The 20,634-nt window shown below is 60.4% G+C and carries 13 protein-coding genes; 4 read left to right on the top strand and 9 right to left on the bottom strand.

The window, feature by feature from the left end:
- The first annotated feature begins 99 nt into the window (after positions 1 to 99).
- The 3 genes from BMY54_RS03240 to BMY54_RS03230 all read left to right on the top strand — a co-directional run bounded on the left by BMY54_RS03240 (position 100) and on the right by BMY54_RS03230 (position 2,956).
- Positions 100 to 1,140 carry a threonine aldolase family protein gene (locus BMY54_RS03240; RefSeq protein WP_093429910.1) on the top strand — a complete coding sequence of 347 codons (1,041 nt, stop codon included), beginning with the start codon at positions 100 to 102 and terminating at the stop codon, positions 1,138 to 1,140.
- A gap of 314 nt (positions 1,141 to 1,454) precedes the next feature.
- Complete coding sequence (locus tag BMY54_RS03235) at positions 1,455 to 1,988, top strand: REP-associated tyrosine transposase (protein WP_093429909.1); 534 nt, start codon at positions 1,455 to 1,457, stop codon at positions 1,986 to 1,988.
- Between the two features lie 143 nt (positions 1,989 to 2,131).
- Entirely contained in the window at positions 2,132 to 2,956 is an 825-nt protein-coding gene (locus BMY54_RS03230; RefSeq protein ID WP_093429908.1) for an SDR family oxidoreductase, read from the top strand.
- A gap of 209 nt (positions 2,957 to 3,165) precedes the next feature.
- Here BMY54_RS03230 and gbcB read toward each other — a convergent pair whose 3' ends face one another.
- Entirely contained in the window at positions 3,166 to 4,266 is a 1,101-nt protein-coding gene (gene gbcB / locus BMY54_RS03225; protein ID WP_093429907.1) for a glycine-betaine demethylase subunit GbcB, read from the bottom strand.
- Positions 4,267 to 4,563: 297 nt separating this feature from the next.
- On the opposite strand from gbcB, the gene gbcA reads away from it, so the two are divergent.
- Positions 4,564 to 5,859 carry a glycine-betaine demethylase subunit GbcA gene (gbcA, locus tag BMY54_RS03220; RefSeq protein WP_093429906.1) on the top strand — a complete coding sequence of 432 codons (1,296 nt, stop codon included), beginning with the start codon at positions 4,564 to 4,566 and terminating at the stop codon, positions 5,857 to 5,859.
- Positions 5,860 to 5,955: 96 nt separating this feature from the next.
- Here the strand turns inward: gbcA and BMY54_RS03215 are convergent, their stop codons facing one another.
- The 8 genes from BMY54_RS03215 to BMY54_RS03180 form a co-directional block, all read right to left on the bottom strand.
- Positions 5,956 to 7,200 carry a metallophosphoesterase family protein gene (locus BMY54_RS03215; protein WP_093429905.1) on the bottom strand — a complete coding sequence of 415 codons (1,245 nt, stop codon included), beginning with the start codon at positions 7,198 to 7,200 and terminating at the stop codon, positions 5,956 to 5,958.
- A 24-nt stretch (positions 7,201 to 7,224) separates the two neighbouring features.
- Positions 7,225 to 9,093 carry a c-type cytochrome gene (locus BMY54_RS03210; protein ID WP_093429904.1) on the bottom strand — a complete coding sequence of 623 codons (1,869 nt, stop codon included), beginning with the start codon at positions 9,091 to 9,093 and terminating at the stop codon, positions 7,225 to 7,227.
- A 136-nt stretch (positions 9,094 to 9,229) separates the two neighbouring features.
- Positions 9,230 to 12,682 (bottom strand): GMC family oxidoreductase, encoded by a 3,453-nt coding sequence (locus BMY54_RS03205; protein WP_093429903.1) that lies wholly within the window; start codon positions 12,680 to 12,682, stop codon positions 9,230 to 9,232.
- Between the two features lie 1,144 nt (positions 12,683 to 13,826).
- Positions 13,827 to 14,597, bottom strand: coding sequence for an electron transfer flavoprotein subunit beta (locus BMY54_RS03200; RefSeq protein WP_093429902.1), 771 nt, complete (start codon positions 14,595 to 14,597; stop codon positions 13,827 to 13,829).
- Between the two features lie 9 nt (positions 14,598 to 14,606).
- Positions 14,607 to 15,827, bottom strand: coding sequence for an electron transfer flavoprotein subunit alpha (locus BMY54_RS03195; protein WP_093429901.1), 1,221 nt, complete (start codon positions 15,825 to 15,827; stop codon positions 14,607 to 14,609).
- Positions 15,827 to 17,776: a dimethylglycine demethylation protein DgcB gene (dgcB, locus tag BMY54_RS03190; RefSeq protein ID WP_093429900.1), complete on the bottom strand. Its 1,950-nt coding sequence runs from the start codon at positions 17,774 to 17,776 to the stop codon at positions 15,827 to 15,829. The genes BMY54_RS03195 and dgcB overlap by 1 nt, the downstream gene beginning before the upstream one ends.
- 164 nt (positions 17,777 to 17,940) lie before the next feature.
- A complete protein-coding gene (gene dgcA / locus BMY54_RS03185) occupies positions 17,941 to 20,001 on the bottom strand; it encodes a dimethylglycine demethylation protein DgcA (protein ID WP_093429899.1) in 2,061 nt (686 codons plus the stop codon).
- A gap of 15 nt (positions 20,002 to 20,016) precedes the next feature.
- A complete protein-coding gene (locus BMY54_RS03180) occupies positions 20,017 to 20,547 on the bottom strand; it encodes a DUF5943 domain-containing protein (protein ID WP_005792152.1) in 531 nt (176 codons plus the stop codon).
- Positions 20,548 to 20,634: the final 87 nt, after the last annotated feature.

Raw genomic sequence — 20,634 nt, 5'->3', positions numbered from 1 at the left:
GAACGTGACATCCCGTGTGCTCCCCGGAAGATCTTCGGTAAAGTGCGCACCCTCATTGACCACGAGCCTTCACAAGAGTCTCGACCACGGAAGCCGGCCATGACCGACAAGAGCCAACAATTCGCCAGCGACAACTATTCCGGAATCTGCCCTGAAGCCTGGGCTGCGATGGAACAGGCCAACCACGGCCACCAGCGCGCGTATGGCGACGATGAATGGACCGCACGCGCGGCCGACCATTTCCGCCAATTGTTTGAAACCGACTGCGAAGTGTTCTTCGCCTTCAACGGCACCGCCGCCAACTCGCTGGCCCTGTCGTCGCTGTGCCAGAGTTACCACAGCGTGATCTGCTCGGAAACCGCCCACGTCGAAACCGACGAATGCGGCGCCCCGGAATTCTTCTCCAACGGCTCGAAACTGCTGATCGCTGGCACCGAAAACGGCAAGATCACCCCGCAATCGATCCGCGAAGTCGCGCTCAAGCGCCAGGACATTCACTACCCGAAACCGCGCGTCGTGACTCTGACCCAGGCCACCGAAGTCGGCAGCGTCTACACCCCGGAAGAAGTCCGCGCCATCAGCGCCACCTGCAAAGAGCTGGGTCTGCACCTGCACATGGACGGCGCGCGGTTCTCCAACGCCTGCGCGTTCCTCGGCTGCTCGCCGGCGGATCTGACCTGGAAGGCCGGTGTCGATGTGCTGTGCTTCGGCGGCACCAAGAACGGCATGGCCGTGGGTGAAGCGATCCTGTTCTTCAACCACAAACTCGCCGAAGATTTCGATTACCGCTGCAAACAAGCCGGGCAACTGGCGTCGAAAATGCGTTTCCTCTCGGCACCCTGGGTCGGCATTCTCGAAAACGGCGCCTGGCTGAAATACGCCCGCCACGCCAACCACTGCGCGCAATTGCTGGCCGAGCTGGTCAGCGACATTCCAGGCGTGGAACTGATGTTCCCGGTGCAGGCCAACGGCGTGTTCCTGCAACTGTCGGAACCGGCGATTGCCGCGCTGACCGCAAAAAACTGGCGCTTCTACACCTTCATCGGCAAGGGCGGCGCGCGCTTCATGTGCTCCTGGGACACCGAAGAAGAACGCGTCCGCGAACTGGCTCGCGACATCCGCGAAGTCATGTCCGCCTGACCTGACTCCCGCACACTGATCGTTCCCACGCTCCGCGTGGGAATGCCTCCCGGGACGCTCCGCGTTCCAGCCTCACCACTGTCGACATGCTTAACACCGCTATGACGCGGAGCGTCGACGGCTGCATTCCCACGCAGAGCGTGGGGACGATCTTCGATCGGGAATGATTTTTCCCACCGCAACACCAGACTTCTCTTCTAGCGAGAACATGCCACCCGACTCATCCTGATCGTTCCCACGCTCCGCGTGGTAACGCATCCCGGGACGCTCCGCGTTCCATCTCCAATGCACCGCAAGATTCAAGGAAGAATCCCATGGGCCGCAGCCGCTACACCCTTACCGAAACCGACAAGCCACATTTTCTGACCTGCACGGTCATGGAGTGGTTGCCGCTGTTTATCCGTCCCTACATCGTCGACCACCTGCTCAACTGCTGGCGTTATCAACAGACCCACCATGACTTGAAGCTGTACGGCTACGTGATTCTGGAAAACCATCTTCACTTCGTCGCCCAAGCACCCGACCTGAGCAAATGCCTCAGTCAGTTCAAGTCATTCACCGCTCGAAAGATTATTGATGATCTGCAAAGCAAAGGTGCAGACAAAGCCCTGCAACGTCTGCGCTTTAGCAAACGTGCGCACAAGCAAGACCGGGTTTACCAGTTGTGGCAAGAAGGCTCCCACGCAGAGATGGTTTATAGCGAATCGGTGATGCGCCAGAAGCTTGAATACATCCACAACAACCCAGTGAAACGCGGATATGTGGATTTGCCAGAACAATGGCGTTATTCGAGTGCCAGGAACTACGCGGGAATGCCGGGGCTGATCGAGGTTCAGTGCTGGTATTAAAATGGGACGCGGAGCGTCCCGGGCTGCATTCCCACGCAGAGCGCGGGAACGATCAACTCAGCCCTCCTCGTTCGCACCTGAAGACTTGGTCTACATTGTCTGTCGAGCCCTCCGCTCACATAACAATAAGCAGGAGCATCGGCATGTCGTTACAAGGCAAAACCCTGTTCATCACCGGCGCCAGCCGTGGCATTGGCCGCGAGATTGCGCTACGGGCCGCGAGGGACGGGGCCAATATCGTGATTGCGGCGAAGAGCGCCGAACCCCACGCCAAACTGCCCGGCACCATCCACAGCGTCGCCGCCGAAGTCGAAGCGGCGGGTGGCAAGGCTTTAGCCCTGCAAGTCGATGTGCGTGATGAAGACGCCGTACGCCAGGCACTGGCTCAGGCCAACGAACATTTCGGCGGCATCGATGCATTGGTGAACAACGCCGGGGCGATCAAACTCACCGGTGTGCAACACATCGAGCTCAAACGCTTCGACCTGATGCACCAGATCAACACCCGCGCGGTGTTGCTGTGCAGCCAGGCCGCCCTGCCTTATCTGAAAAAGTCCGCCGGGCACATTCTCAACCTGTCGCCGCCGCTAAATCTGGCGAGCAAATGGTTTACACAGTTCAGCCCTTACACCGTGACCAAATACGGCATGAGCATGCTGACGATCGGGATGAGCGAGGAATTTGCCAGTTACGGGATCAGTGTCAATTCGTTGTGGCCGCAGACGATGATTGCGACGGCGGCGATTGAATTTCAGTTGGGTAATCGGGAGTCGTTCAAGCAGGCGCGAACGCCAGCGATCATGGCGGATGCGGCGCATGTGATTCTGGATAGCAGCGGGCGGCAGATTACCGGGCGGTTGTTGATTGATGAGGAGATTTTGCGGGAGAGCGGTGTGACGGAGTTCGGTCAATATCGCTTTGATCGAGAAAGCGACGCGGCACTCATGCCGGATTTGTTTATCGACTGAAAAGCCCCTCACCCTAGCCCTCTCCCGGAGGGAGAGGGGACTGATTGGGAGATATTTGAGAATTACGCCGACGTGAAACTGCTTTACTGAATCCATAGTCGACTCGATCTTTCAGGTCGATGGATCCCTCAAGACACCTCGGTCGGCCCCCTCTCCCTCTGGGAGAGGGCTGGGGTGAGGGGCATGCCGTACGCAAAAATTCGCCCCACTCAAAAATCGATTCGCACATCCCCTTTAGGCACACTGCAGCACGACAAGATAAACCCTTCAGCCTCGTCATCCTCGGTAATCCCGCCGTTGTGCTCCATCTCCACCTCGCCGCCCAGCTTCATCACCTTGCACGTGCCGCAAATCCCCATCCCGCACGCCTTCGGAATCATCAGCCCCAGCTTGGCCGCCGCCGCATGCACCGTCTCACCCGGTGCCACACGAATGCTCTTGCCAGACGAAGTGAATTCGACCTGATGCAAATCCGCTGCATCGATTTCCGGCGCATCGGCTGCCTGTTCGGCTTGCTCGACCGCATCGGCACGAGCTTCCGGTGGCGTAGCGCCGAAGGATTCCTCGTGATAACGCGACATGTCGTAACCTGCCACTTCCAGCAGGCGCTTGACCGCGTTCATGTACGGCGTCGGGCCGCAGCAGAACACTTCGCGCTCAAGGAAGTCGGGAACCATCAGCTCGAGCATCTTGTGATTGAGGTAGCCGCGATAGCCGGCCCACGGCTCGCCCAGCCCGTGCTTCTCGCAAATCAGGTGCAGGCTGAAGTTGTCGATCCGCGACGCCATGTGTTCCAGCTCGCGGTGGTAAATGATGTCTTTCGGCGAGCGCGCGCTGTGGATAAAGGTCATGTCGACGTTGGCGTTGGTGTCGTAGAACCAGCGCGCCATCGACATGCACGGCGTGATCCCGACGCCGCCGCTGAGGTACAGCACTTTCGGGCTCGGGAAATCGATGGCATTGAACAGCCCAACCGGCCCGTGCACCGCCAGCTCTTGCCCCTCATGAAGCGTGTCGTGCAACCAGTTGGAGACCTTGCCGCCCGGCACCCGTTTGATCGTTACCGAAAAGCTGTACGGCACCGACGGCGAACTGGAGATCGTGTACGAGCGCATGATCGGCTGGCCTTCGATTTCCAGCTCCAGGGTCACGAACTGCCCGGGTTTGAAGAAGAACAGGATCGGCTGGTCGGCCATAAAGCAGAAGGTGCGCACGTCCCAGGTTTCCTGGATGACTTTGACGCAACGGACGATGTGTCGGCCATTGGCCCAGGTCTGGGTGGTGACCGGATTCAGGAAGCTGTTGGACATGCTGTTCTCCACGGCCGACTGTCGGCCTCATGTCGGCGATTCTGCGTATAGCGTGAACCGTCCGTTTACCTATCCGCGACATCGGCATACTTATCGCGACCAGCCCCCAACCACCGGGGGTTGCGCGTCGGGAACAGATTGCACCATGTCGCCCATGGATAAGGTTCGCGGCAGCGCCGGCCCCACACTCGCCCCAACACCAATACAGATTCTTTACACCTTGCGTAGCAACCGTTAGCAGCACACCTGATCAGCCACTTTTCGCCGGCCACGCAGATGGCCATGAGGATCACATCGATGGACGTCACCGCAAAAATCAGCCTGGGCGATCCGCTGGAACCCGCACGCAAGGCCACCGCACAAATGCTCCAGGAGCGCGAGCGGACGTTCTCGCTACCACAACCGTTCTATAGCGACGAGCGGCTGTTCGATATCGACATGCAGGAGATCTTCCAGAAAGAGTGGTTGATCGCCGGCATGACCTGCGAGATCCCGGCCAAGGGCAACTACCTGACCCTGCAGGTCGGCAAGAACCCGATCATCGTCATCCGCGGCGCCGAAGGCGTGGTCCATGCCTTCCACAACGTCTGCCGCCACCGTGGCTCGCGCCTGTGCACCAGCGAAAAAGGCAAGGTTGCCAAACTGGTCTGCCACTACCACCAGTGGACCTATGAGCTGGACGGGCGCCTGCTGTTCGCCGGTACCGAAATGGGCGCCGACTTCGACATGAAGCAGTACGGCCTCAAACCGGTGAACGTGAAGACTGCCGGCGGCTACATCTTCATCAGCCTGGCCGAGAACCCGCCGGCCATTGATGACTTCCTGTCGACGCTGAACCATTACATGGAACCGTACGACATGGAGAACACCAAGGTGGCGATCACCACCACCTTGATGGAAAAGGCCAACTGGAAACTGGTGCTGGAAAACAACCGCGAGTGCTACCACTGCAACGCGTCGCACCCGGAACTGCTGAAAACCCTGCTGGAATGGGACGACGTTACCGACCCGCGCGCCGATCAGGCGTTCAAGGATCACGTCGCCGCCTCCGCTGCTGCCTGGGAAGCCGAGAAGATTCCTTATGCCCACGCCAGCTTCGGCCTGCGCAACCGTATCGTGCGCATGCCGCTGCTCAAGGGCACCGTGTCGATGACCCTCGACGGCAAACAGGGCTGCGCGAAACTGATGGGCCGGATCAAAAACCCGGACCTCGGCTCGATGCGCATCCTGCACCTGCCGCACTCGTGGAACCACTGCATGGGCGACCACATCATCGTTTTCACCGTGTGGCCGATCAGCGCGCAGGAAACCATGGTCACCACCAAGTGGATCGTGCACAAAGATGCAGTGGAAGGCGTGGATTACGACGTCGACCGTATGCGCCAGGTGTGGGACGCGACCAACGATCAGGATCGTCGTCTGGCCGAAGAGAACCAGCGCGGGATCAACTCCACCGCCTACCAGCCCGGGCCTTACTCCAAGACTTATGAGTTTGGCGTGGTCAACTTCGTTGATTGGTACAGCGAGCGCTTGCTGAGCAACCTCGGCGCCGAGCCGGCGCCATACCTCAAAGGCGTGCCTGTCCAAGGCTAAAAGCAAAAGCTTCGCGAGCAGGCTCACTCCTACAGGGGAACGCATTCCAATTGTAGGAGTGAGCCTGCTCGCGATGGCGTCATTACAATCGCTGCATCACTTCGATGACCACCTCACCGATCCATCCTCACCAATAAACTCCTCAAATATCTCCTCCCCCACCAACCTGATTTTTGCGTACCCGTTCAACACCCGCAGCGGATATGCCGGGTCCTTGGCATCCTGCGTCTCCGACCACAACACCCGCGAATGCCCGTCCAGCTCGCTGGCATTGCCATAGGGAATCGCCCCGTGCCCGGCACAACGCGCATGCAAACCGCCCTGCTGCGCATACACGATGCCGTTGTGCAGATGCCCCCAATACCAGTAATCCGGCTCACGCCCCAGCGCATCGCACACCGGTTGATACAGCGCGGTCTTGTTGTGCCCGGAAATATCGAAGCCCTGATGATGGCTGAGCACCATGAGCTTTTTGCGTTTTGGCAGGCCTTTCATCCACGCGATCTGCGGCTCGTTCAAAGTGCCGTCCATGTACAAATTCATCGCATCAGACGCGTACGCAGAATCCAGCCCTACCACCAGCCAGTCATCGTTGATCAAGGCGAAGTAACTGGTGCCCTGCTGCCCCGGAAAACGCTTGGCCAGCTCCTTGAAATAACCGTGGGCGCCGCTGTACATCTCGTGGTTGGAATTGAGGGTGAACGAGCCGTGCGTACCCATCGGCCAACCGGCCATGTCGACGTCTTCCTGGGAATGACTGCCGGCGTAATACACATCGCCCAAATGAATGGTGAAATCGGCCTGGGCCAGTTGCATCTGATTGGCCACCGACACCGCCGGCGCATGACTGTCGAACGGCCCGGTGCCCCAGTCGCCGGCAATCGCCAGGGTCACGTCGCGATCCATTTGCACCACCGCCGGGTCAGTACCGAAGGTCGCGTGATGGCGCAGGTTTTCGATCCACTTCAGCAGCGCCTCGCTCCACAGCAGATCCAGCAGTTCCCACTTGCGACAGCCGAGCAGGCTGCCGTCCTTGAGCACCCGGGTCGCCAGTTGATCGGTGGACTGCGGCAACGGTGCGGCGTTGCCGATGCGCAGGATCGACAGACCGTGGGACAGCTCCCAGGGTACGCTCGGTTCGTCGTCCGGCAACTCGCCGTTCTTCAGCACGTACTGCGCCTGATCATGTCCGCGTTGCAGCAGCTTGATGATCGCCTGAAACTCCTGCGGCTCCAGCTCGCTGATGAGTTTCATCCAGGCCATTTCCATGCGCGTGAACAAGCCGTGAATGCGCACTTTGACCTTGTCGTACTCGTGTTCCCAATGACTGACCAGTGACATGGCGTAATCCTCTTTCCGTAAGGTTCACAGGGTTTTCATGAATTCGATCAGCGCGCGTTTGTCGTCGTCCGACAGCGTCGTGCCGTACAGGTGGCCGCTGTTGTGATTGCCCTCCAGGCGGGTGTCGTATTTGAAGTCCGCCGAGGCTTTGGCCTGAGCGCCGCTGGTGACGAAACCGACGTTGACCGGGTCGTAAATATCCGAGCCGGTGATGAACACCTGCGGACGCTTTTCCGGCGGTTGCAGCAAGTCCCACAGGGTCGGCACCGAGCCGTTGTGCAGGTACGGTGCGCGCAACCAGACGCCGTCGGTGGGCGTATTGCTGTAGCTCTGGGTCTTGCGGTAGGCGCCGAAATCGAACGGCGGTTTTTTGAAGGTGTGGAACGCGGCCACCAGCCCCGTGGTGAACGAGTCGAGCCGGTGCGGATCAGTGCCGAGCTGATCGATGTTGGTCGTGACCTGCCCGGTATCGGCGCGCCCGAAGTCATGACAAGCCGCGCAGTTGGCCTCCCAGATCGGTTTGCCCTGGGCGACCTTGGCCTGATCCAGCGCCCACGGCCACGCCGGCGCCTTGTGCCCGAGCAGCCAGTTGGTCACGCGGTTGAAGCTCGGCGGCAACACCGATTCTGGCGTTGCGCCTACGGCCATCGCGGCGGCGTAGTTGCGTTCGTGGATCTTGTTGTTATTGCCGTCCCAGTGCAGGTACATCGATTCGCGGGGTTTCTGGTTCCATACTTGCGGCAGGTCGACGGTGCCGATCGTCGAGTCATCCGGGAAGCCGAACACGACCATTTTCGTCGGATTGAAGGTGTCGGTGCGCCCCGGGCCTTGTTGCGGACGCAGCTTCTGCCAGGCGTAGGCCTGCTTCTGCTTGAGCAGTGCGCTTTTGGCCATCGGCATGATCAGGTAGCGGTTGTAGAGCTTCTCGAAGAAGCCCAACTGAAACTTGCTGTTGATCGCCGCCATCACCGCGTCGGTGGTGAATTTCGGATCGCTGGCGCAATCGTAAGCGAACCACTGGAAGGCTTGCAGTTGCAGGGTGTTGGCCGGCGCGCTGGGCACATTGACGGCGACGTCGCTGGCATTGGCGCGGTATGAGCCGGTGTGGCACAGCGCGCAGTTCGGCTCTACCGTCGGGTAACCGATCTGCCGCTTGGCCATACCGATCGGCAGGTCCTTGCCGTTTTCAAAGAGGAAGCCGAAAACCTCCCAGCCACCGGGTTTGGGCATTTTCTCCGGGCACATCTGCGGCAGCACGGCGAACAGGTAATACGGGATGCGCGCTTCGATGCCGAGGCCGATGGCAGCGTACTTGTAGTGGTCTTCGTCGGAGGCGTATTCCTGCTCCGGCACCACTCGCAGCATCTGATACCAAGTCTCGTAACCGATGAAACCGAGCACCGCGACGACAAACAGCGTGCCTACCTTGAAGGCGTGACTCTGCCATTGCCGCTGCCATGCCGCGCGCCACTCGCGCCAGCCATCGCAAAGCAATGCCCAAGGGCGATTCTCCGGCGCGGTGCCGAGGTAGAGCAGAATGCCGAGGATCAGAAAGAAGCTCAGATCGCCCATCAACATCGGCACGAATACCGAGCCTTGAGAGCTGGTGTTGATCAGGTAAATCCAGAAAATCACCGCGATCAATCGCGTCAGCACACACAACCAGGAATGCACCACGTAACGCGGCGCGTCGAAACCCGACGGCATGTAAAACACGCTGATGCCGACCAGCAGCATCCCGGCGTTCTCCAGCCATGGGTCAGAGAGTTGCGGCGGCAGCCCGACCACCGATGTCAGCAACCCCGGCGCGAACAGCGCAGGGAGGGCGAACACCATGTTCATCGCAATGCCGATCCAGATGAAGCGTTGAAACCAGCGGATGTAGCTGTCCATGTCATCCATTTCCTTGTGCAGACCCAAGAGGTGTAGCGCCTGACCTACCGCTTTCGCGAGCAAGCTCGCTCCCACATTGGAATGCGTGCCCCTGTGGGAGCGAGCTTGCTCGCGAAGCATTCGACTCGGTCAATAGTCAACCGAGGGCCGTTTTCTCCAGGTGTTCAAGGATGATCGGATAGACATCGACCACCGCGTTCTTGCCGAACATGCAGTCGATGTGGCCATAGCCCGGCACCACTTGCCGGCTATAGCGCTCCGGCCCATGCATTTCGCACAAGCGCTGATAGGTCTTGAGGGTGCTTTCCGGCAGGTAACACTGGTTGTCGGCACCGCTGATGAAGCAGATCGGCATGGTCAGGCGATCGAAGTGCGGCATGTACACATCGTTGCCTTTGAAATCCACCAGGTGCCCTTTGCGCACGATCAGCGCCAGGTGCTCGAAGGTCTCGATATTCGACTCGCCGAACAACTCGTGCAGGTTGTCGTGCAGGGTTTCGTTGAGGGTGTCGTGGCGATACAGCGAGGCGTACATGAAGGTGATGCGGTGGCACACCGGGTTGGTGCAATAACCCTGCGCCTCGATCCGCGCGTAGCCGTTGAGGGCCTTGTCGTAGAGTTTATTGAACCAGTTTTCCTTGCTGTCGGCGTAAGCGGTCATCGACTTGATGCCGATCGCATCGAGCATCCCCGGCAGGTGCAATCCGGCCTTCAGCCCTGTGGCAGTGGCAACTACGGTGTCAGCGGCAATCTGCGAGCAGACCACCGAACGCACACCCTGCAAACCGGCGAGCAACGACATGAAGAAGGTCGTTGCGCCGTAGCAATGCACCACGCACTGCACGTCCTTGGCCTGGGTCTGCTGCTGAATCTGCGCGATGGCAGCCTTGAAATCGTATTGGGCAATCTGGTCGCCGTTCCACTCTTTCTTGCTCGCCGGCAGCAAAATGCTCACGCGGAAATCCAGCAACCACACGTCGTAATCGTGTTTGCACAGATATTCCAGCAGGTTGGTCTGGATGGTGTCGGTGGAAAAGATATTCGAGCCGACGCCCAGGCCATGCACCAGCATCACCGGGCCTTTGCTCCCGGCCTGATACCGGGTCAGGCGCAACTCGACACCGTCCTCGGTGGGGAAGAAATGCACCGCTGGCGTCGGCGCATCCAGCGGCCGTTTCAGGCGTGGCGGCGCGTCGGGATTGAAGTAGATATCCCCGGCAAACACCCCGCCGTAACTCTCCCAGAGGATCCCGGCGAAGAACTTGCCGAACCGCGCCAGGCCTTCAATGCGCTCACGTTCGTTACGCGCATTGAGCACTTTCATGGTGGTCATCTGCTTGGCGAAATCGGTCGGATGGATGTGCATCACCCCGGAACCGATCACTTCGCCGGTCTTGTCCGGCCCGCGATACAGCGTCACGTACAGCGTGCTGGTGTCGTGCCAGATATTCAGCACGCCGTTGTCTTCCGGCACGGTTTTGAAGGCGCTGAAGAAATAGTCGCTGCCGTCCTCGGCGGTCAGTTTCATGTCGTACTTCATGTGGCGCGTATCGACCTGTTGCTCGAATTGTTCGAACAGGTTGAACACGCCGTTGCTCGCGGTCAGCGGCTGCGGTGACAGCGCTGGGGCGATGACAGTGCCAACGATGGTTGCCGCGTGCTCGGGCTCCTTGATCATGCGGTTGAGGTCGTTGGCGGTGATGGTCAGGGTGAAGTCGATCGGCGAATTGTCCGCCTCACCGCGTTTGGCCGCCGCTTCGTAGACTTTCAGGTCGGTGCTTTGCGCCGCAGTGAAAGCCCGGGAGAAATAGCCCTTCATGGTTTCAGTGAACTGCACGCCGAGGGTTGGCGGTGCCACTGGTTTACGCGGTGCGGATGGCAGCGTGTAGTCGATCTGCCAGCCACGGTCGGCGGCGAGCAAGCCCATGTTGCGCTCACTCACCGCGGAGATGGTCAGCAGCGGATTGACCGCCAGCGACGTCGGAATCACCGCGCCGTCAGTCACGTACAAATTAGCGTAAACATCCGTGCCGCTGGCACCGCTGAACACCTGCCCCTTGTGATTGACCACGCCTTGCGCCGCGTCTTCGCCCATTACGCAACCGCCCAACGGGTGCACCGAGACGATGCTGTGCTTGAGCAGTTTGGTCCAGATCGGATTCTCCACCCACACGCCACCCAGTGCCTTGGTGCTCTGCTGCAAACGCTCGTTGCCGAGCTTGAAATTCTCCTGCTCGCCAACGCCCGGCCAGTCGATGCGCAGTTGATCCTTGCTGTCGAGGACCATCCGCCCCTGGCCGCTGTCATGGCTCATGATCAGGTAAGTCTGCATGTTGTGCAGTGCGCCGTAATACGGGCCGCGCAGAAAGCTTTCCGCTTCACGCGCCTTGTATTTCACCTTGCCGCTGAAGCTGTCATCCGTGGCCACGCCGATCATCTCGGCAAACCCGGCCATGGCCGGCACCATCGGCCGGCCGAGCGCGCCGGGGATCGAGCCCTCCTCGATGACCATGCGGCTGCGCCAGTCGCCTTCCGTGCGCATGTCGATCACCGAGGTGATGCACGGGCCGACCGGGTGCAGTTCCTTGGCCGGGTGCGCACCGAAACCGATGCCGTTGATGGTCTGCTCGCAGTTGTGGCCGAAGCCGAGGATGTCGCCGTTGCCGCTCATGTTCTCGCCGAGCTGGGCGGACATCACCACGCCTTTGTCGCGCGTGCGCAGAAGAATTTCCGTGGAGCCGAGGGTGCCGGCGGAGACCACGACGATGTCGGCCTTCACGAACAACGTCGGCGCGCTGAACATCTCCCGCCCGCTGTCGAGGTACTGGAAGTGCACGATCCAGCCTTCACCATCACGCTCCAGGTGCCGCACTTCGGCCTGACAGAAAATCTCCGCGCCGTGATTCCAGGCGTCCGGCAGATAGTTCATCAGCGTGGTGTTCTTGGCCTTGTTGTTACAGCCCGAAACGCAGTCGCCGCACTGGTTGCACGGCAGTTGCTCGACGCCGACATGGTTGAGGTTGTTCGGCAGCTTGTCGAAGGTCACGTTGATCGGCGGCTTGTAGAAGTGCGCGCCTTGCTTGAGGTAATCCGCGGATTTCTTGTTGGCGTCGAGTTTGGGCAGGTTCGGCGCAGTGTTCGGGTAAGGATTGGGTTTGAGCATTTCCCGGGCGCGGGCATAACCGTCCTTGAGCAGCGTATCGCGGTGTTCACGCACTGCTTGCGGCCAGCGCGGATCATCGAATACGCCCGGCTCCGGTTCGAGGGCCACGTTGGCATTGATCAGCGACGTGCCGCCGAGGCCGCAACCGACCACGACGTTCTGCTGGGCATTCACATGCAAGTCGAACAGCCCGGTGCGCGAGCCGATATGGCCATCCGGGTCATGCACCTGCAGTTCCTCGGTGGCGGCGATCATGGTGTTGGGGTATTCGCCGGGCTGGATTTCCCGACCGCGTTCGAGCAGGCACACACGTTTGCCGGCACGGGACAGGCGCGAGGCAGCGATGCCGCCGCCGTAGCCTGAACCAATGACAATCACATCGTAGTGTTCCTTGATCTCGCTGATGGGCGTTGCGATCCGTGTCATGAGGTGGTTCCTCTAATCAGGCAGATGGGGGCAACTCTGCGGTTGCCTGCAATCGATGGGCGGACGGGCACCTGGCCACCGGATCAAGTCCGGCGACAGCACAGCGGTCTGGCGGGTGGGGCGCGCTACAGGCGAGCGTGCTGATTGGCGGCGCGCCGTAGCGTGCGCTTGCGTGGCGAGGGCGGGGGGCGGTGCGGCTGACTATCCATCATGCGTTCTCCCAGAACCTGATGTGGATAAGTGACGGCTGTCCTTGTGCCATTGCAGTGAAGACAGCGCAGGAATCGAAGTCAAGGCAGCGTCTTAGAACTGTATGAAATGTGATCAATTGCCGTTTGGACTATGCCGGACGGGGCTTGCGGGGTTTGACGAACAAGTTATCCACATAGCCACCCACAGCAAATGGGGGTAACTATGGATGAACGGGAAAATAACTCACTGATTTGTGAAGAAAAATCGTGACTTATCCAGAAGCACGGTTTGAGAGACGCATTGGTTGTTTTTTGATCACAAGCTTGAAAGCCACGCCTTTCATGGCTTTCAGAGGATGGCAAACACGTTATCCACAGAAGCACCAACAGAGATCGGGGGTAACTTTGCCTGTGCTGTGGAAAAGCGCCGAAGGCTGTGTGAAATCGAGGTTTGCGCGGGAGTTTTCCTTGGAAACAGATGAATTGACTATTTTTTGATCAAATCTTTGAAAGCCACGGTCTGTATGGGTCGCAGCGGATAGCGAACATCTTATCCACAGAAGCGCCAACAGAGATTGGGGGCAACTTGCTGAGTTATCCTGCCGAAAAAGCCCTGAAAATCCGTGACTTAGGCTGGTTGTTTTTTGATCGGAGGGCTGTAGGGCTTGATTGGCGCGGGGTGCAGGGATGGGCGAACACGTTATCCACAGATCCGCCAACAGGGATTGTGGGTAAACCGCCTACCCTCATCGGAACGCCGCCCGCCCAGCCCTCTCCCGGAGGGAGAGGGAGCCGACCGAATCGCCTATTTGAACTCCATCGACCTGAACGAACATTGCGATCTCAGGCTTGGCCAAGCCAAGGTCACCGCGCAATCGCAGGTCGATGTAATTAGCCAATACCACTCGGTCGGTCCCCTCTCCCTCTGGGAGAGGGCTAGGGTGAGGGGCTTTTCAGCGGACAACGCCTTCTTCAATCAGCAACTTGAGGATCGCTTCAGCACCGGCCTGAGGGGTAACACCCTTGAGCACTTGCCCCCCGCCCCCACTGGCCTTGGCCGTCGCGGCTTTCATCCGGTCCGCCCCGCTCTTGGCCTTGATCACCTTCAAGCGTTTCGGCCGTGGCTTGGCGGGTTGCAGGGTGGCAACCGACAACAACTCATCGTCCACAACTTCCACATCTTCAGCCTGCAAAACCCCGCGTCGCGCCGGTCCATAAGCACTCTGCCGAGGTTTCGGCGCGGCGTTATCCACAGTCGCCAGAAACGGCAGTTTCACTTTCAACCGGCGCCGCTGCCCGCGCGGCAACGCTTGCAGCACCAGCGCCGAGCCGTCGTTGATCGACTCGACCTGCGCCAGTCCCACCACCAGCGGCCAGCCCAGACCTTCCGCCAGCAAGAACGGCAACATCCCCGAACCTTCGCCGGTTTCCGCCTGGCTGCCGGTCAGCACCACCTGCGCACCGGCATCACGCAGATACGCGGTCAGCGCCGGCAGCGCATCGGCACCAGCCGGTTGCTCCAGCACATGCATCTGCTCAAGCCCCATGCCCAGATAGGCGCGCAAGGCCGGCTCCGCAACGTCGCCGGCATGCAGCACTTGCAAGTTATCCCCTGCCAGTTGCAAACCCAGTTCCACGGCGCGCGCGTCCTGATCAGCGCGGCGTGGCCGCCCGGAAGTAGGGTGAGCGCCGATTGAAACCAGACTGATTACTTTCGTGTTCATAGCGTTTCCTTAAGCCGCATCGCGCTTGGCTTCGTTGCGGTAAGCCGCCACCGCCTCGATCAACGCCTGAAGAATCTCTGCGCTCTCGCCGATCACAGAGAGGTCGGCACGCTTGATCATGTCGCAACCCGGATCGAGGTTGATCGCCACCACCTTGTCACAGGCACCAATGCCTTGCAGGTGCTGGATCGCCCCGGAAATCCCCACCGCGACATACACCCGCGCGGTAACCCAGGTGCCGGACGCGCCAACCTGACGATCACGGGCCATGAAGCCATCGTCCACCGCCACCCGCGACGCGCCTTCGGTAGCGCCGAGTGCCGCCGCCGTTTCGTGGAACAGCGCCCAGTCCTTGACGCCGTTGCCGCCGGAGAAAATGAACTCCGCTTCGGCCATAGGAATTGCTGCCGGGTCGACCGCCACGGCGCCGAGATCTTCAATCCGCGACAGGCTACGAGCGACACTTGTGGATAACTCCACCGGCAACGCTTCATGACGGGTTTCGCTGACCGGTTCGGCGCATTCAGCGGCGGCCAGAATCAACCGTGCGAACGGACGGGCGAGGTCTTGCAGACCCGCACCGGCACGACCGATGCACTCCTGATCCTTGACCTGCCAGACCCGCGTGGCCGGGCGCTCGCCCAGTGCAGCGGCAAAACGCCGGCCGAGTTCGCCGCCACCGCTGCGACTGTCAGGCAATAGCCAGTGACGCGGGTTGAACTGGTTATCCACAGCGCGCAAACCTTGCACGCGTTGCTCCGGTGCATAACCACTAAAGGCTTCGCCTTCGAGCACCAGCAAGCGATCGACGCCTGCCGTGGCGAAGGCGTTTTCCTTGTGCTCGCCAAAGACCACCGCCAGCACCGCGCCGTCATTGCCGGCGAGCTGGTGAGCGAGGCCGAGCAAGTCGCGATCGTGGCTGCTCAGGCGGCCGCCGACCATGTCCGGCACCACACTGATATAGAACGCCGGGGCCGGCACCTGATGCAGCGGCAATTGCACTTCAACCGTGGCCGAACGTTTGACCGCCCCGCCCTGTTGCGCGCCGCTGCGATCGATCCGTTTGATGCCGTTGGGGCCAATAAAACCGATGCCATGCAGATTCTTGCGGATGATGCCGTTGGGGCCCATCCAGCTGTGTTGCGCCGGTTGCATCGCCGCGTGCAGCGGATGCAGGCGGTTACGCGCAATCCATTCGGCGCGTGGGTCGCGGCGGATAATGTCGCTCATCAATGGGCCTCCGCAGGTTCACGTTTGGCCGGGGTGGCAGGCTTGTTCGGCGCGGCGTCTTCGAGCAGCGCGTCGGCCACCAGTTCGGCGATGTCCTTGATCAGCGGACGCGGTTCGACCACGCCTTCGAGCATCGCCGTGCACTGTGGACAACCCACGGCCACCAGTTCGGCGCCGGTCTCGCGGATGTCTTCCATGCGCATATCAGGAATCCGTTGCTTACCCGGAATGTCGGTGATCGGCGCCCCGCCACCGCCGCCGCAGCAACGCGAGCGGAAGCCGGAACGTTGCATCTCTTTGACCTCGATGCCGAGGGCACGCAGCACCTCGCGCGGCGCTTCGTACTCGCCGTTGTAACGACCGAGGTAGCACGGGTCGTGATAGGTCACGCTGTTGCCTTTGTGCTGACCGAGGTTCAGCGCACCGGCCTGAATGATTTCCGCCATGTAGGTACTGTGGTGCTGCACCAGGTAGTTGCCGTCGAAGGCGCCATATTCGTTTTTCAGCACATGGAAACTGTGCGGATCGCAGGTGACGATGCGGTTGAAGCTGTATTTGGCCAAGGTCTGGATATTGCGTTTGGCGAGCAACTGGAAGGTCGCTTCATCGCCCAGACGACGGGCCACGTCACCGCTGTCACGTTCTTCCAGCCCCAACACGGCGAAGTCGATTTTTGCCGCTTTCAGTACTTTGACGAACGCGCGCAGGGTGCGCTGGTTACGCATGTCGAAGGCACCGTCGCCGACCCAGAACAGCACGTCGGTGGATTTCTTTTCACTGAGCAGATTGAGGTTCAGATCCGCCGCCCAGTTCATCCGACCGCCCGGTGCAAAACCGCCAGGGTTGTCGGTGGCGATCAGATTTTCGAGGACTTCGGCGCCCTTGTTCGGGGTTGCGCCTTTTTCCAGGGTCAGGTGACGGCGCATGTCGACGATGGCATCGACGTGCTCGATCATCATCGGGCACTCCTCGACGCAGGCACGGCAGGTTGTGCATGACCACAGGGTTTCGGCGTCAACCAGACCGTTGACGATGGGTTGATGGGGATCGCCGCTGTGCTCGCCAATTGGTTTGCCGGGGTACGGACTGCCGGCGAACTTGGCATCGGTGCCGCCAGCGAGGCCGACGACCATGTCCTGAATCAGTTTTTTCGGGTTCAGTGGCTGGCCGGCGGCGAAGGCCGGGCACGCCGCTTCGCACTTGCCGCACTGCACACAGGCGTCGAAACCGAGCAACTGGTTCCAGGTGAAATCCTTGGGTTTCTCAACACCCAACGGCGCTGACGGATCACTGAGATCCAACGGCTTCAAACCCGTGGAACGGCCGCCGCCAAAACGTTCGGCGCGACGGTGCCAGGCCAGGTGCAAGGCACCGGCAAAGGCGTGTTTCATCGGCCCGCCCCAGGTCATGCCGAAGAACAGTTCCGACACGCCCCACAACACGCCGATCCCGAGGATGACCGCGAGTATCCAGCCGCCAAAGTTCACCGGAAGAATTCCGGCCACTGGCAAGGTCAGCAGAAAGAACGACGCCGAGAACGCCAGCAGGCTTTTCGGCAGGCGCATCCACGGGCCTTTCGACAGCCGCGCCGGCGGGTTGCGCCGACGCAGATAAACGAAGATCGCACCGACGAACATCACCGCCGTCATCAGCAGCAAGGCATAACCGAGGATGCGATTGTGCAGGCCAAAACCATGCACCAGCAGCGCCAGCACAATCGACGCCACCGCACCGCCGGCCGTGGCCACGTGGGTGTTGGCGATGTATTTGTCCCGCGCCACGACATGGTGCAAGTCGACCATGTAGCGCTTGGGCATGGCGAACAGGCCGCCGATCAGATCGACCTTCGAGGCCCGGCCCCGGCGCCACATCGCTACCCGTCGCAACGCGCCAAGGACACCAAGGCCCAGGGCGGCGAACAACAGGATTGGAAGAAGGGTGTTCAACATAGGTGAAGCTCCCAAAGACCGCAGGGTCTTGCAGGTCGAGTTGCCTTACTCGGTCACTGTGGGAGCGAGCTTGCTCGCGAAGGCGGACTGACATTCAACATCGATGTCGACTGATCCACCGCTTTCGCGAGCAAGCTCGCTCCCACAGGGTTGTGTGCAAGCCTTTAGAAGTCTTTACACAGTCTGAGCGCGTCATAGATCGCGGCGTGGGTGTTGCGCTGCGCCACGCAGTCGCCGATGCGGAACAGCAAGTAGCCGTCGCCGGTGGTGCTCAGCGAAGGTTGCGGCTGGATCGCGAACAACGCTTCAACGTCGATCTGGCCCTTGTTGCGCGAACCCTCTTTGAGCGCGTAGTAGATTTCTTCATCCGGACGCACGCCGTTCTCCACCACCACCTGATCGACCACCCGCTCCTCTTTGGCGCCGGTGTATTCGTTTTCCAGCACCGCGACCAGTTTGTCGCCTTCGCGGTAGACCTTCTCCAGCATCATGTCGCCGGTCATGATCACTTCTTTCGGGTACATGCTGCGGTAGTAGGTCGGGAACGACGTACCGCCGATGGCCACGCCCGGTTTGATGTCGTCGGTGACGATCTCGACCTGGCTGCCCTTGTCGGCGAGGAAGTCGGCAACCGACATCCCGGTGAACTCGCAAATGGTGTCGTAGACCAGCACGTTCTTGCCCGGCGCGACCTTGCCGTCGAGCACGTCCCAACTGCTGACCACCAGCCCTTCGGCGGCGCCCCAGTGTTCGTTCTGTTCCAGGTACGGATGCCCGCCGACCGCCAGCACCACCACGTCCGGACGCAAGTCCATGATGGTCTCGGCATCAGCCGCCGTGCCCAGACGCAGATCGACTTTCAGCCGCGCCAGTTCCAGCTGGAACCAGCGGGTAATACCGGCGATCTGGTCACGCTGCGGCGCTTTCGATGCGGTAGTGATCTGCCCGCCGATGAATTCCTTCTTCTCGAACAGGGTCACGTCGTGGCCACGTTCGGCAGCAACGCGTGCCGCTTCCATCCCGGCCGGGCCGGCACCGACAATCACAACCTTGCGTTTCGGCCCGGTGGATTTCTCGATGATGTGCGGCACGCCCATGTATTCGCGGGAGGTCGCGGCATTCTGGATGCACAACACGTCGAGGCCTTGATACTGACGGTCGATGCAGTAGTTGGCGCCGACGCACTGTTTGATCTGATCGATCTGGCCCATCTTGATCTTGGCGATCAGGTGCGGATCAGCGATGTGCGCACGGGTCATGCCGACCATGTCGACGTAACCGCCCTCAAGAATCCGTGTGGCCTGGTTCGGGTCCTTGATGTTCTGTGCGTGCAGCACCGGCACCTTGACCACTTCCTTGATTCCGGCGGCCAGATGCAGGAACGGCTCCGGTGGATAACTCATGTTCGGAATCACGTTGGCCAGGGTGTTGTGGGTGTCACAACCCGAGCCGACGACGCCGATGAAATCGAGCATGCCGGTGTCGTCGTAATACTTGGCGATCTGCTTCATGTCCTCGTGGGACAAGCCGTCCGGGTGGAACTCGTCACCGCACAGACGCATGCCCACGCAGAAGTCGTCACCGACCTCGGCGCGCACAGCCTTCAGCACTTCCAGACCGAACTTCATCCGGCCTTCGAAGGTGCCGCCCCATTCGTCGGTACGCTTGTTGACGCGCGGGCTCCAGAACTGGTCGATCATGTGCTGGTGCACCGCCGACAGTTCAACGCCGTCGAGACCACCGGCCTTGGCCCGGCGCGCCGCCTGGGCATAGTTGCCAATCACTCGCCAGATTTCTTCCGGCTCGATGGTTTTGCAGGTGGCGCGGTGTACCGGTTCACGGATGCCCGAGGGCGACATCAGCGTCGGCCAGTTGAAGCCGTCCCAGCGCGAGCGCCGGCCCATGTGGGTAATCTGAATCATGATCTTGGCGCCATGCTTGTGCATGGCGTCGGCCAGGTTCTGGAAATGCGGAATGATGCGGTCGGTGGACAAATTCACCGAGCTCCACCATTCCTGCGGGCTGTCGATGGCGACCACAGAGGAGCCGCCGCAAATCGCCAGGCCGATGCCGCCCTTGGCTTTCTCTTCGTAGTATTTGACGTAGCGGTCGGTGGTCATGCCGCCGTCCGTTGCGTAGACCTCAGCGTGCGCGGTGCTGAGCACGCGGTTGCGGATGGTCAGTTTGCCGATCTGGATCGGCTGGAACATTGCTTCGAAAGCCATGGCGGGTTCCTCGACTTACAACGGCTTGACGGTGAACAGGCCGTCGTCGTGGCCTTCTTCGGAGCCACCGTAGACTTGCTCGGCGACGGTGCGAATCTTGCTGCCGCGAGCCTCAAGAATCTGATCCATGGCCCCGGCAAACCAACCGGTGAACATGTAATCGACTTTGCGCCCGACCTTGCCGTACACATAGACGAATGCCGAGTGTTCGAGCTTGACGCTGGCGGTGCCTTTGTCGAGGTCGATGTCTTGGATCTTGAACAGACCCCAGCCGCGTTGCGACAAGCGCTTCATGTAGTGCTCGAACACCGCGACGCCTTCCAGGCCGTGGCATTCAGCTTCTTTCTCGCACCAGTGCCAGGCGGATTTGTAGCCGGCCTTATAGAGGATTTCGGCGTAGGCGTCGGCGCCCAAAACTTCTTCGATGCCCATGTGGTTATTGACGAAGAAGTGACGCGGTACGTAGAGCATCGGCAGGGCGTCGGAGGTCCAGACACCGGTTTCGCTGTCGACTTCGATTGGCAATTGCGGGGCGATCTTGGCCATGGAAACTTAACTCCAGAAAAATAGTGGATTCAGTGGTGACCGCTGCCCTCACCCCAGCCCTCTCCCACAGGAGAGGGGGCAGATCGG

The sequence above is a fragment of the Pseudomonas sp. ok266 genome (assembly GCF_900110195.1).
Lineage (GTDB): Bacteria > Pseudomonadota > Gammaproteobacteria > Pseudomonadales > Pseudomonadaceae > Aquipseudomonas > Aquipseudomonas neuropathica.
Note: the sequence above shows the minus strand (reverse complement) of the source record. Positions and strands in the feature narration are given on the sequence as shown.